The following is a 13,670-nucleotide window of genomic DNA, read 5'->3' as shown; positions in this document are numbered from 1 at the left end:
GAGGGTTTGAGGGGCGTTAAATTGCAAAAAAAGTTTGATTTGAATACTTAATAATCAAAAATTTACCAACTTGGGTAATGACATTATTGCCATCATCAGCATAAATCAGATCATCACCATTGCCACTATAAATTTGGTTATCTCCGTCTCCTACGACGATCTCATTATCACCGCCTCCTGCACGAATGATATTATTACCATCGCCTAATTCAATGTAATCATCGCCTGCCGCTGTGGTAACATTGTTATCGCCATTGTAAGCGAAGACTTCATTATTGCCTGCCCCTAATTTCACGGTATTGTTACCATCACCTAAATTCACCGAGTCATCGCCTGAACCTGCATAAACCATATTATCGCCATCATAAGCATCTAGTTCATTGTCCCCATTGCCTAGGCGGATACTATTATTACCATCCTCAACGTAGACATAATCATAATCAGAACCGCCATAGATTTGGTTGTCACCACTGCCTGCTTGAATGATATTTTCACCGTGTCCCGCTTTAATAACATTATCACCCTCGCCCACATAGATCGTGTCATTACCCTTTCCTGCCCGAATACTGTTATTACCATCGCCAGTCTCTATATCATTATCGCCATGTCCTGCCCTAATTAAGTTATCGCCATCACCGGCATCTATTCGATCATCACCCCCACCAGTTGTAATCGTATTATTTCCTTGACCTGCATCAACCCAGTTATTACCCGCTTTGGCATGAATCACATCGTTACCTGCATAAGTTTCAATGTAGTCATCCCCTTTGCTACCTATACGGTGTAAATTATCCGTTATTGCACTATATTTACTTTCATCATTAAGTAGCTCCGAGATTACATGCACATGACCCTCGCTATCAATAATGGTATCAACGCTTAAACCTTTAAAATAACCACTAAGTTTCATGCTGCTGCGATAAAACAAATCATCCGCCTGATATAGCGTTGTCTGATTGAAATGATTTCCAATTGCTTTCACATACAGATCATCACCATCACGCAAGAAGTATAACTCATCCATTGTCACTCCTTGTAGCAGTAGCGCATCCTCAACATTAGATGCATCAGCAACAATCACATCATTATTGAAAGACAGATTTGATAGCACATAATGATCAATGCCCAAACCACCTGCTAAATAATCATGATTCCCTCCCCCATCTAAAATATCGTTACCTGCTGTGCCTTGTAAATATTCACGCTTGCCAATTCCTTTGATATGTGTCATTTGTGCTACTTCATCAAAGCACGTTAAAGTCACACTGTGATGAAATGACTTCTCTTCGCCATTGATCTCCATGCTCATAGTTTTATGCGGCGTTAGTTGCCAACGCTCGGTGCCGTTGTTAAATTCAAGATAGGTTGATGAAGAATAGTCCCGTTTATCCTCATCATAATCTTTGGTCATACCATAATCCACCAAGGTGATATTTAGACCTTTCTCCTGAGAAACGAACATTAGATCTTTGACGTGAGTTTTTGTATAAGATGCTCCCTGACTCCAAAATATTTGTGAAAATGACGTTAAATTAATCTGATTAAAATCACTTAATTGGATACCCTCATTAAATACTAACGTTGAGCTGTTCCCAGGGATTTGTCGTGATAAATCCATTTTTTTAATTCTATCTTCTCCATCCATTACTGAAAAAACATAACGGTTATGTCCCATATAACCATACAGATAGTCATTACCTTTGCCACCGATTAAAGTATCATCACCCTCTCCTGCGGCTAAGCGGTCATCGCCCAAGCCACCATCAAGTGTATCATCACCAGCATTCCCCTCTAAGTTATCATTCCCATCTTGCCCATACATAAAATCATTTTCATTACTACCTATTAGCTTATCATCATAGGGCGTCCCTCTTACCGTAGTTGGATCAAGTAACATATGTGACCTATCCACCACCTCTCCATCAGCAAAAATAAATTGATTCACGCCTGAGTGATAATTTGATGTCGTGGTATAAAAGTTTTTTAACACAATCTGATCCTGATTATTTGTATGCTTAACAATGAGGTCCTCTAAGTTTTTAACAAAGAACACATCATCAAGCATAATTCCATCTGTAAACACTACGGTATCATTCGCGAACTGGTCTTCTCTGTAGAGATAGGTCGCCTGAATTTCATCCCTACCGAAGTTTAATCCAAATAGATACTGGTTATTGCCATGACCTCCCGATAGAAGATCATTACCCTGCCCACCGATCAATGCATCATTACCCTCATTGCCATATAATTGATCATCGCCCTCACCACCAAAAATCTCATCATCGCCCTTGCCACCATATAGCTCATCATTTCCAAGCTTGCCTTCTAAAATATCATCGGCAATCGTCCCATGAAAACTATCTGACTGATCAGTCCCTACATAGTGCACATTCTCCGGTGTAATATCAAAAACCTCGTCACCTCTTTGCCAAATGGTACCATTTGCAAATTCGATTTGTGAGACTTTACCTAAATTGACATAGTCATCAAGTGCTTTATAAAAATTAGTCAGTCTAACACTATCATGCTCATTCATTGTCAATAAAAGATCATATTCAATCCTTCGTAAAGAAACACTTTCAGGCGTTATGCCATTAGAAAAACGTAATACATCATTAAATGTATCATTAATCATCCCTTGACCTTGATCACTAAAAAGATACTCTTTCATATGAGTACCATCATAATTAAAGCCAATATGCCCTTGCTCATTCAAAAATGCATTCTTTAAAATCACATCATGCCCATCGCCTAAATGATAAATATAAGTCGATTGATTACGATAACCACTAACAATTATATCATCGCCTTTGCCCGCCTCCGTTATGGTATGGCTATTTGCTAGAAATTTCTCCCCACCCACACCACCATCAGTGATGCCATAATACACCTCAGATAGCATAGCTCCTGATATAATAATATCATTACCATTACCACCAAAAACTTTATTGTTTCCAGCTCTGGCAATGATCATATCGTTACCCTCACCCCCATCTAAAATATTATTACTGCCACCGCCATGTAGAACATCGTCCCCTGCCTCACCATATAACGCATCAGCAGTAGTATATTCACGAGCATAATACTGTCTTCTTTCATCATATGTTGGTATATCTGACACCAAATAATCATTACCATTACCACCAAAAACAATATCGGTATAAAAATGTCCGCGTTCGGTATGGATCCAATCATCACCATTACCGCCATCAACATAGTTAAATGCTAAAGTACCGCCTGCACTCATCGCATACCATCTAGAAGTATCAATTGGATTGATTACATCATTTTGATCACTCCCTATAACAATTTCATTGCCTTGAATATTATGCTCTATAGAGTCCTGAAGCATGTGTATACTGCTAATCATACCATTTCTAAAGTGATGTGATTGCATTTGTGATAGCTCAGCCAATTGCTCATTATCTAGCGCTCTTAACATATTTGCTAATGTCTTGTTACTATCCCAGCCAAGGGCTGATAGCTGATTATTGTCTACTGTGTTAAGCGCCAATAACAAGCCAACTGTATCAATGGGATTAATTTGTGCATTATCGATAAAATATTGATCAACTGCTTCAAAACTCATTGCCAACTGCCCCTGATCATCAATATAAAACTCGACCATATCAATCAACTGCTGATAATCATGTGCTTTAAAAACAGTGTTCTCAACAGATAATAGCAGTTTGTCATATGCACTATTAATCAATGGCGCTTGCTGTGGAAAGCCTGTAAACATCGCATCATTTAACACTAAATCTTCACCGCTGTTAAACTTCATCACATTTGACCAATTACCAATGGATATTCTAATTTCTGAGTTTACTCCATTCTCGGTGATGGCATAATCGAGCATATGACTAAAATTAAATGCCTCAAGCACAGCAATTTTCTCTAAACGCTGACGTGTTTCATCACTAATCTCAAAGCTAATCTTCGCACCAGAGTCGAGCACTAACCCTTCTAGTGTGGTAATGGCTGAAGTAAATTCTTCCGCTGATTGTGACCACTCACTGACAAGCGTGTGATATAAACCGATACGCTCTTTATAACTATTGGTTTGTGTAATATTTTGCACAACGTTAGCAATATCTGGATTGAGCAATGCTGCTTGGTTTAAATCTCTAACAGCCCCTGAACCTTGCATATTAAACGCCAAATCCATAGTCTCTAATTCATCAGCAAATTGATGATTAAAGTCATCATGATATTCACGATAAAATAAATTGGCATTAAAGTCTAAAGCAGCAATTGTATAGCTCTCACCATTGATTGTGTTGTAGGTTGATTTCTTAGCAATCACGCCACCGGTTGCGCCACTGCCATCATTAATCGCATTTAAATCGATGCTTGATATGTTGACATCATCTAAGCTTTTAAGTTCGCCCTCTTGCACAACACCGTCTTGATTACTATCTTGCCATAATTTAAGCGCATCAAACGTTGTATCATTATGATCAAAAACACCATCGGCATTATCATCCAAGTCTGATAGCGCATCAAAACCATCTGTGGCTTTCTCTCCATTTGCTTTAATGGTATTATCCCCAAATAACTCTAATCCATTATCAATCTGTCCATTTTGATCTAAATCACGCACCAGTAACGCATCATCAGCACCAACCCAACCTGAGGCATATTTCACCCCATCACCCGTGTGATCAAATAGCACATTGCCATCCGCTGCTATGGTTTCAATGCCATCGCCGTCTAAGTCAAATACTAATGGATCATTATGTCGTGGTAATATATTAGCAGCGGTGTTGAAATCTGTATTTACAATGCTGTCAATGAAATCATTAATATTAAAATCACCGGCTAAGACTTTATCAATAACGTTATATATTTCATTGGGATTAATAACAGTAGCTTCCTCATTGTTGTTTAAGCTATCAAGCTGCTTAAAGTATTGATCTGTTGCAAGATCAGCCAGCTTTGAAACTAAAAGTGCCGAAAACTTTCTATCTTCTGGTGACACCATCCCCATAATTCTTTTAAACATATACTCCCAGTATTTGTCTCGATCTAATAAAGCATCATCCCTCCCTATAATCGAATTTAAAATACCTATCACATTAATCACTTCACTAGGTGATAACACACCTTTTAATATATTAATACCTGCCGCTTCTAATATTAAAGATGTCACACTAACACAATTATCCCCACCGTCTTGTAGTAACCTGTATGGCGGAGGGCTTTTGTCTAAGTCATCACCTTTCTTTCGCATGGCATTAAACTGCGCTTCAGTGATATATCCACTATATTGAGGAACTTTTGCTTCTCTATCTGCAGGCTCCCCATCTCTAAAGTCACCTGAATTTTCACCACCATAACTATAGGTATAACTCTCTCCTGAGTTACAGTTTACAATTTTAACCCACGTGTGATAACCCAGAACATCTCCATTTAATGCACCATCTGAATATATATAAACTTTGTAACATTTACTCATATCTCATACCTCCTAAAAATTAAACATTAAAAGCAATAGCAGACCTAATGCTCCTAAAAATAATAGAGTGGCTAAAACATGTATTATTAAAGCCTTTAGTATTATTACTTTTTCCCAACCTACAGAAACTAACCATAATAAAAAAATCACACCAAACTCAATTGTTATAACTGGAACTGCAATTAAAGACCAACGCAAGTCATTTTTTTCAGGACAACAACCAAACATCATTAACATACAAAAAAGGTAAGCGAAATACGCCACCCAAAAACTAATGGCAGACATTCGTAAATAAAATAAAACTTCGATATAGGGTCTAATTTTTTTCTGCAATTGGTATAATTTAAAAACAAACATGTGAATAGGATAACAAACTAAGTAAACTGCTATAAACCACTCAAAGGAATATGATAGATTCCCACCCACAACAGCAGAAAAATGAAGAATAAATAAAGAGTATAAAAGGTATAAAATAAAAATCATTAGATTCCTAAGTTTCAACGGACTTTTTTTATCCCACAATACTAAACCACCAATTAATATCATACAAACTGTCAAATAAAATACTGATGTAGAAAGACCATCATAGTATACAGCATAGATAATAACAAAAGCTGCTTCCAAAATAGCAAAAAACAGAAATAGCAAAAATGATAACACTCCCATTTCAGGAATATCAGAAACCGAACTTAATTGTTCCTCGCAACAATCACTATTTTCTAAATATGGTGACTGCCTACTAGTAAGATTTCTCTCTTCATAACCATTTTCCATTTTAACAATCAGCCCATTCACATTAAAGTTTCACCAACAATTAACATTCAAACCAAGCCTTCAAAAATCGGCATCTAGTACAATCAATCCATATGATCAAAATCAAGCGCGGGGGGATATAAAATAGAGTTGCCTCGGATTAAGCCTAGACCATTATTTTTAAAGATCAAATTTCATTCTTGATTTTTTGAAAAATTCTGCTTTATCACCCTTATATTATACTCAAACCATTTACTAGGATTCCCACCATCAAACTTTCACTCCCACACCCATATCATCTTTCATGCAAACTCTCTTTAAACGCCTTGGTTAATGGACTTAAGAAATACTCAATAATGCGTCTTTCACCGGTTTTTACCTCGATTGATACGCTCATACCTGAACGAATGGAAAATGCTTTTCCTTGCTTGTGTAATGTTGTGCCATCAAGCCTTGTGATCACTTTAAAGACCAACCCTAGATTCTGATCTTCAATCGCATCATCACTTATCTCAATAATCTCACCGATTAATAAGCCATATTCGGTAAAGGGGTACGTATCGACCTTTACTTGGACTTGTTGCCCTTCATGGACATAGCCAATATCTTTATTTGAGACCATTGCACTGACTTCTAGTGGACTCTCTTTGGGGACAATCTGCATCAATACTTGAGCTGGAGTAACTACTGCACCCACCGTATGCACAGATAAGTTCTGAACAAACCCCGTCAGTGGCGCTGTTAAACTTTGTGCTTTCTTAATCAATTGATATTTCTCAAGTTCATTATTAAGACTTTTAAAGTCCTTTTGATTTAATTCAATCTGCTCTAATACTTGCGCTAAATAATCCGCTTTAGCACGCATCAACGCACTGGTTTTGCTGCTGATATTTGCACTTAATTGTGCCACTGTTGCTTTGTGTTGCGCCAACGCTTGCTCGGTCTCAATCACTGCTTTTTGACTTTGTAACATATCGGCTTTTGAACCGTAATCATTTTGATGCAAGGTTTGGTACATACGGTTTTGCTCGGTAATAATCGGCAGTGTTTTGTTAAGCATCTCAAGTTGCATCTGTAGTGCTTCTTTCTCGGCTTTAGCCGCGTTGATCTCAGCTAAAAGATAATCGATATCAGCAACATAAGCTTGCCATTTTCGCCATATCAGCTCGATTAAAGCCGCTCTTTCTGATGGTGTTAGCTCCTTTATTAACACTTGCTTGTCAATATCGCTTTTTACCAAGTTATCCTTTGATGGTAGCAGCAGCAATTGATAAAGGCTTTGATACTCTTTCAACATAAAATACGCGACCTTGCGCTGTTGCGTAAGGTTATCAACATCGGTTTGAGTGACACGCTGATCTAATTCAATTAACAGTTGTCCTTTTGTTACTAATTGACCATCTTTGATTAAAATCGTTTTAATAACGCCCTTTTCCAGCGGTTGAATCGATTTGATTTGCGCCTCAGGGACGACTTTACCCTGTGCTGTAACTATAACATCCATTTTGCCAAAACACGCCCATAATACAGCAATCACAATTAAGATAACCAAAAGCCACATCATAATACGTGCTAAGGGATGTGGTGGTTTTTGCTCAATTTCGAGTGCCAAAGGCAGGAAACTAAGCTCATCTTTTTGCTGATTGCGCCTGTCTTGCCATTGTATTACTTTGTAGTACAGATCAATTATTTTGCGACCTAAGTTTCTCATACACCCCCCTATGTATTTGTAAATTGAGTGCGATAGAGCTTGGCATAGTGACCTTCTAATGCTAATAGTTCATTGTGATTACCCTCTTCAACCACCTTCCCTGACTCAAGATAAATAATTTTATCGCAATGCATCACCGTTGATAATCTATGCGCAATAATAAACACGGTACGATTGCGGGTGATTTCACGCATATTTTGTTGAATCATGCGCTCTGATTCATAGTCTAAAGCTGAAGTCGCCTCATCAAAAATGAGAATTTTAGGTTCATTGATCAATGCTCTGGCGATGGCAATACGCTGCTTCTGACCACCGGAGAAATTGGCACCTTGTTCTTCTACCACCGTATCATAACCATGTTTTAATTTGACAATAAACTCATCAGCTCCTGATAATTTGGCAGCATTGATAACGACATCAAGAGAGGCTCCGGGGCAGGTTAATGCAATATTCTCACGAATACTGCGATTAAATAAAAAGCTCTCTTGTGATACCACACCAATTTGCTGCCTTAACCACACGGCACTTAATGCTGAGATATCAGCGCCATCCAATAAGATACTGCCTGATTGTGGCACATAAAGCTTTTGTAACAGTTTCGCTAATGTGCTCTTACCCGAGCCTGAACGCCCGACAATACCAATGGATTGATTTGCCGGCACGTTAAAACTAATCTCTTTTAATACTGCAGGTGTATTTATACCATAATGGAATGTGATATTTTTAAACTCTATATTTCCAGAGAGTTCAGCTAACTGTTGATTATTGCTTAGTGTAGATCCTTCGGCTGTTGTATTGAGGATATCACCCAAACGCTTTAATGAAATTCGAGCTTGCTGGAAGTCCTGCCACAGTTGCACCACTTTTAAAATAGGACTCGTAACACGTCCTGCAAGCATATTAAAAGCAATCAACTGCCCAATCGTTAAATCACCTGAAATAACGAGATTAACCCCTAGAAAAATGATCAAAAGTGTCGTGATCTTGCTAATGAATTGTGCGATTTGCGAGGTGATGTTACTTAGGTTGCGTGCACGAAAATTAGTACGTACATAACTTGCCAGATTGTCTTCCCATTTATGTTGCATTTGCGGCTCAATCGCTGAGGATTTCACCGTTTGGATTCCAGTTAATGACTCAGTCAAAAACGCTTGATTTTTGGCGCCTTCTTTAAATGCCTGATCAAGGCGCGCTTTTAATATTGGTGTAATTAAAAGTGACAATACGATATAACAAGGAATCGTTGCCAATACAATCAGTGTGAGCTTGGCTGAATAAAACCACATCACCGCAAAAAAGATAAAGGTAAAGCCAAGATCAATAATCAATGTCAATGTGCTACTGGTTAAAAACTCACGAATACTATCAAGCTCTTTAACACGTGCCACACTTAAACCCACTTGACGCGCTTCAAAATAGGCAAGCGGTAAACTTAACAAGTGCTGATAAAGTTTAGTGCCCAGCTCAACATCAACACGACTTGTCGTATGCGCAAACAAATACGTGCGAATCGCACCTAAGATCACTTCAAATATACTCACAGCGACAAAGCCTATGGCTAATATCTCCAGTGTCGTTAAAGCTTGATGGACAACAACTTTATCCATCACCACTTGAAAAAACAATGGTGTCACAAGTGCAAACAACTGCAAGAAAAATGATGCAATCAGCACATCACGAAAGACGTGTTTATATTTCCATAGTGCTGGAATAAACCACTTAATATTAAATGCCTTATCTTTTGAGTTGCTATTTTTAGGATTCAGATAAATAACTTTGCCATTAAACAGTCGATTAAATTCAGTAGATGTCAAATGAGTCAGCTCATTACTATTGGCTAAAATCACAAGATATTCTTGTTGATCATTAATGCCGACCAAAACAAAATAATCCTCTTTGCCAATAATAATCGCAGGTAACGCAGATGATTTGATACTTGTCATATCACAACTGATTTCTTTCGCATGAAAGCCATTGGCTTTAAGCGCGCGCATTAATGCCGTATGTTCAAATACACCATCGACAGCAAACTGATGAAAAATCGTTTTTGGATCTAACGCCACTTGATATAAACTCGCTGTTTGTATTAGCGTCAACAACGCTGTATTTTGCTGATAATTTTGCATCATCGCCCCCGAATATTTGCCCGCTCAAGGCAAAATATAGATCAAAAAAAAGATAAATGAAGAGTGATTTTAGAATTAATGATAAAATTTTGAAATATTGCTGATCGAAATATGAAAAACAGTTGAGGAGAGGAAAAACATCTTCGACCAGCTGTTATTGAGTGTAGTGCTTTAAACTTAACTCAAACTTAATGGTTTTGTTTTTTCTTGTTTCTCTTCTCCATTTTTCCAAAAAGCTCTTTTAGCTCTTTTGCATTTTGCTCACCCCAAAGTAATATAAGTTTGAAGTCGTTGAGTTTTGCTTCTTCAGTTCTAAATGAACCTACCCATAGCCACAGAAAGTACAAACATATCGTTAGAAAAATCAGAGCTTGTAAAATCATATTAAAAGTTAATTTGTCAAAAAAGGCTCCTAAGGTCACAAAAAATATAGCAGCCACAACTGAAAGAACTGGGTGTTGCAATATTTGAAGTTTTTTATACTCTGCTTCCTTTGTGATTCTATTGGCAAGTTCGATTAAATATTCTGGGTTATCGAGTAAATCAGGATGCTTCTCATAAAACATTAAATATTTTGTACTACGCCAATATAGCTTCTCTCTTTTATATAGTAATCGCATTGTATCATTTAGATTGTAGTAACGAATAATAGCTCTATCCAAATAGTGTATATATACCACCGTTAAAGCCATAAAGCTTACTAACAAAGTGACCTTCAGCCATGAATTGTTTACAAATATACTGATTATTAGCCCTAACATACCAAGCACCCATAAGACAAAAATAACTTTGACCAATTTACCCCCAAATCTAAATGGTAGTAAAATTTGATATAACTTAAGGCTTTTAAAGCTATCAATATACTTATAATCCATTAACTTCATCTCATAAACCTTAAATTAATGCTTATTTTCTCTTACTTGCAAAACACTGATCACATCCTGCAAAGATAAATCTTTTTCTCTTAGTAATACCAACAAATGAAAGATCAAATCTGCACTTTCATTTTTAAGCTCATCTAGATCATCTTTCATCGCCGCAATCACGGTTTCAACACCTTCTTCACCGACTTTTTGTGCCATACGCGACACACCACTGGCAAAAAGGCTCGTGACATAACTATTTTGCGGTTTATCCTTTTTACGTTGTTTAATGGTGTTCTCTAATCGAGTCAATATGCCATAAGGGTTATCATAGGTTTTGTCAAAGCAGCTTTCAGTACCTTTGTGACATGTCGGTCCCACCGCATCAACTAGAGCGACAAGACTATCGCCATCACAATCTACAGCAATATCAACAAGTTTCAAAACATTGCCACTTGTTTCACCCTTTTGCCAAAGTCTTTGTTTACTGCGACTGTAAAAGGTCACAAAGCCAGTAATCATTGTCTGTGATAAGGCCTCTTCATTCATGAATCCTAGCATAAGTACCTTGCCAGAGGTGCGACATTGCACAACCACAGGCACTAAGTGATTCATTTTTTGCCAATCAATTTTGTTTAAAATCAGTTTATCCACATTTATCCTTAATTCGACATTCTAATATTGTGATCATGTGTTCTGAGATATGCTTTAAGCTCACTCATTTGAATACTGCCATTATGAAATACGCTTGCTGCTAATGCACCAGATACCCGCGTTTTTTGAAAGACCTCATTAAAATGCATCATCTCTCCAGCACCACCTGATGCAATAACAGGAATATTCACCACTTGTGACATTGCCGCTAAATGCGCAATATCATAGCCATTTTTGACCCCATCTTGTTGCATGCAATTGATAACAATCTCACCGGCACCTCGTTTGACGATCTCCTTTACCCAATCTTCTGTTTGACGCTTGGTTTTTAGTGTTTTTTCAACATCACCTGTATATTGACAGACAACATATTCACTATCGATATAGTTGCTATCGACACCGACAACAATACATTGCTGACCAAAAGCATCAACTAGTTCATCAATAAGCGCAGGTCGCTCTAATGCAGGTGAGTTAATCGATATTTTATCGGCTCCGGCATTTAAGATTATGCGCGCTTGATCAATACTACGAATACCTCCTGCCACACAAAAAGGAATATTAATCGCTTTGGCAATATCTGTTACCCATTTAGGTGACACACCTTGCTGACGTGTACTGGCAGCAATATCATAAAACACTAGCTCATCAGCACCTTGCGCACTATAGTGTGTGGCTAACGTCACAATATCACCGACAATGCGATGATTTTGAAATTTCACGCCCTTAACCACCTGGTCATTTAATACATCCAAGCATGGAATAATACGTTTTGTTAGCATGCTAACGCCTCACTTAGACTCAATTTATTCTCATAAAGCGCGCGCCCTATAATTACATTTTGCACCTTGGTCTTTTTAAGATTGTGCAAATCAGCCAATGCACCAATACCGCCTGACGCCTGAAAGGAAATGCTTGGATATTTAGCAACTAAGTCTTGATAAAGCTGCGTATTGGCGCCTTGTAACATGCCATCTTTACTAATATCCGTACATAGAACATGTTCTAAACCATACTCCAAATAATACTCGATGACATCATATAGACTGTGATCACTGGTATTAAGCCAACCATGTGTTGCCACCATCGGTTTATCATTAACGATGTTGACATCAAGTGCCAATACAATTTTATCTGCGCCAAAGCGCTCAAAAAGTCGCACCGTTTGCTCATACTCTTTGACGGCAATGCTACCTAAAACCACACGATCAACACCGATGGATAATAAATCATCAACCGTTTCTTCACCCTTAATGCCACCACCAACCTGCATGATTGATGTCGTAGTATTGCGAATACGTTTGATCACATCAAGCTGTTTGAGTTTACCTTGTTTTGCACCATCTAAATCAACCACATGCAAATAGTTAGCACCACTTTGTTGATAATTCATTGCCATGTCTTCAGGTGTCACCGTGTATTGGGTAACGGCATTAAAATCACCTTTTTGTAAGCGTACACACTGTCCATTGATTAAGTCTATTGCTGGAATAATATTCATTTATTTCCTCTTTTAATAACCTGCTTCTTTCTGATGTTTAAATGCCAAAACATGACAAATATCAGTCACAGCTTCATATCTGTATAAAACCGCATAGCCAGAATCACCAAATGGAATAATCAACTCTCGAAGATTGTCAGACAATGGTCTTCCCATTTCTGGCGTCTCTTTAAGTAATTGAACATACTTAGCGATTTCATTTGCTACGCGTTGACTTGCCAAAGTATTTCTAGACTCAAGAAAAAATTGGCAACGCTGAATCCCTTGTAAAGCAACTTCTGTAATTTTTATTTGTGACATTTAGGTGCAGGCTCCTCACTGTCAGTTCCCCAAGTTTGCAACCAACGAATGACCTCATCTCCAGTAATATGTAAGCCTGTTTCTTTAAAAGATTGCCATGAAGCCAACGCTTCTTGCTTAAATTGTTCTTTCTTTTCTTCTTTTAAAACATACTCATTAATTGCCCGCATCATAATCCAATGTGGCGTTCTATCTTGTAATCGTGCAAGCTGCTGAATGCGCCCTTTTAAATCATCTGAAATTTTTAGTGATGTTGCCATAATATGCTCCTTATAACACTAGGTAATACCTAGTATCATTTTAG

Annotated in this window: 10 protein-coding genes; all 10 read right to left on the bottom strand. The window is 37.8% G+C overall.

Annotation, left to right across the window (positions count from 1 at the left end; genetic code table 11):
- Window positions 1-16: 16 nt before the first annotated feature.
- Window positions 17-5,458 carry a calcium-binding protein gene (locus ACTS4L_RS09215; RefSeq protein ID WP_440651964.1) on the bottom strand — a complete coding sequence of 1,814 codons (5,442 nt, stop codon included), beginning with the start codon at window positions 5,456-5,458 and terminating at the stop codon, window positions 17-19.
- Window positions 5,459-5,470: 12 nt separating this feature from the next.
- Window positions 5,471-6,253 carry a hypothetical protein gene (locus ACTS4L_RS09210; protein WP_440651962.1) on the bottom strand — a complete coding sequence of 261 codons (783 nt, stop codon included), beginning with the start codon at window positions 6,251-6,253 and terminating at the stop codon, window positions 5,471-5,473.
- A 253-nt stretch (window positions 6,254-6,506) separates the two neighbouring features.
- Window positions 6,507-7,922, bottom strand: coding sequence for an HlyD family type I secretion periplasmic adaptor subunit (locus ACTS4L_RS09205; RefSeq protein ID WP_440616972.1), 1,416 nt, complete (start codon window positions 7,920-7,922; stop codon window positions 6,507-6,509).
- 8 nt (window positions 7,923-7,930) lie between these two features.
- On the bottom strand, window positions 7,931-10,051 hold the full coding sequence (locus ACTS4L_RS09200; protein WP_440651960.1) for a type I secretion system permease/ATPase: 2,121 nt from the start codon (window positions 10,049-10,051) through the stop codon (window positions 7,931-7,933).
- Window positions 10,052-10,236: 185 nt separating this feature from the next.
- Window positions 10,237-10,932 (bottom strand): hypothetical protein, encoded by a 696-nt coding sequence (locus ACTS4L_RS09195; RefSeq protein WP_440616970.1) that lies wholly within the window; start codon window positions 10,930-10,932, stop codon window positions 10,237-10,239.
- A gap of 15 nt (window positions 10,933-10,947) precedes the next feature.
- Window positions 10,948-11,565, bottom strand: a complete 618-nt coding sequence (hisIE, locus tag ACTS4L_RS09190; RefSeq protein WP_440616969.1) for a bifunctional phosphoribosyl-AMP cyclohydrolase/phosphoribosyl-ATP diphosphatase HisIE — start codon at window positions 11,563-11,565, stop codon at window positions 10,948-10,950.
- An 8-nt stretch (window positions 11,566-11,573) separates the two neighbouring features.
- A complete protein-coding gene (gene hisF, locus ACTS4L_RS09185) occupies window positions 11,574-12,347 on the bottom strand; it encodes an imidazole glycerol phosphate synthase subunit HisF (protein WP_440616968.1) in 774 nt (257 codons plus the stop codon).
- Window positions 12,341-13,066, bottom strand: a complete 726-nt coding sequence (hisA, locus tag ACTS4L_RS09180; RefSeq protein WP_440616967.1) for a 1-(5-phosphoribosyl)-5-[(5-phosphoribosylamino)methylideneamino]imidazole-4-carboxamide isomerase — start codon at window positions 13,064-13,066, stop codon at window positions 12,341-12,343. The genes hisF and hisA overlap by 7 nt, the downstream gene beginning before the upstream one ends.
- A 12-nt stretch (window positions 13,067-13,078) precedes the next feature.
- The gene (locus ACTS4L_RS09175; protein ID WP_440616966.1) at window positions 13,079-13,366 is read right to left on the bottom strand and encodes a type II toxin-antitoxin system RelE/ParE family toxin; all 288 of its coding nucleotides are present in this window, start codon (window positions 13,364-13,366) and stop codon (window positions 13,079-13,081) included.
- Window positions 13,354-13,626: a CopG family ribbon-helix-helix protein gene (locus ACTS4L_RS09170; protein WP_440616965.1), complete on the bottom strand. Its 273-nt coding sequence runs from the start codon at window positions 13,624-13,626 to the stop codon at window positions 13,354-13,356. The genes ACTS4L_RS09175 and ACTS4L_RS09170 overlap by 13 nt, the downstream gene beginning before the upstream one ends.
- Between the last annotated feature and the right edge of the window lie 44 nt (window positions 13,627-13,670).

The organism is Cysteiniphilum sp. 19S12-1, assembly GCF_052030685.1.
Classification (GTDB): domain Bacteria; phylum Pseudomonadota; class Gammaproteobacteria; order Francisellales; family Francisellaceae; genus Caedibacter.
This window is presented reverse-complemented; position numbering and strand designations above follow the sequence as displayed.

Coding starts and splice junctions, on each gene's coding strand:
- ACTS4L_RS09205 (WP_440616972.1), bottom strand. CDS start 7,922: ATGAGAAACTTAGGTCGCAAAATAATTGATCTGTACTACAAAGTAATA.
- ACTS4L_RS09170 (WP_440616965.1), bottom strand. CDS start 13,626: ATGGCAACATCACTAAAAATTTCAGATGATTTAAAAGGGCGCATTCAG.
- hisA (WP_440616967.1), bottom strand. CDS start 13,066: ATGAATATTATTCCAGCAATAGACTTAATCAATGGACAGTGTGTACGC.
- ACTS4L_RS09175 (WP_440616966.1), bottom strand. CDS start 13,366: ATGTCACAAATAAAAATTACAGAAGTTGCTTTACAAGGGATTCAGCGT.
- ACTS4L_RS09200 (WP_440651960.1), bottom strand. CDS start 10,051: ATGATGCAAAATTATCAGCAAAATACAGCGTTGTTGACGCTAATACAA.
- ACTS4L_RS09215 (WP_440651964.1), bottom strand. CDS start 5,458: ATGAGTAAATGTTACAAAGTTTATATATATTCAGATGGTGCATTAAAT.
- ACTS4L_RS09195 (WP_440616970.1), bottom strand. CDS start 10,932: ATGAAGTTAATGGATTATAAGTATATTGATAGCTTTAAAAGCCTTAAG.
- hisF (WP_440616968.1), bottom strand. CDS start 12,347: ATGCTAACAAAACGTATTATTCCATGCTTGGATGTATTAAATGACCAG.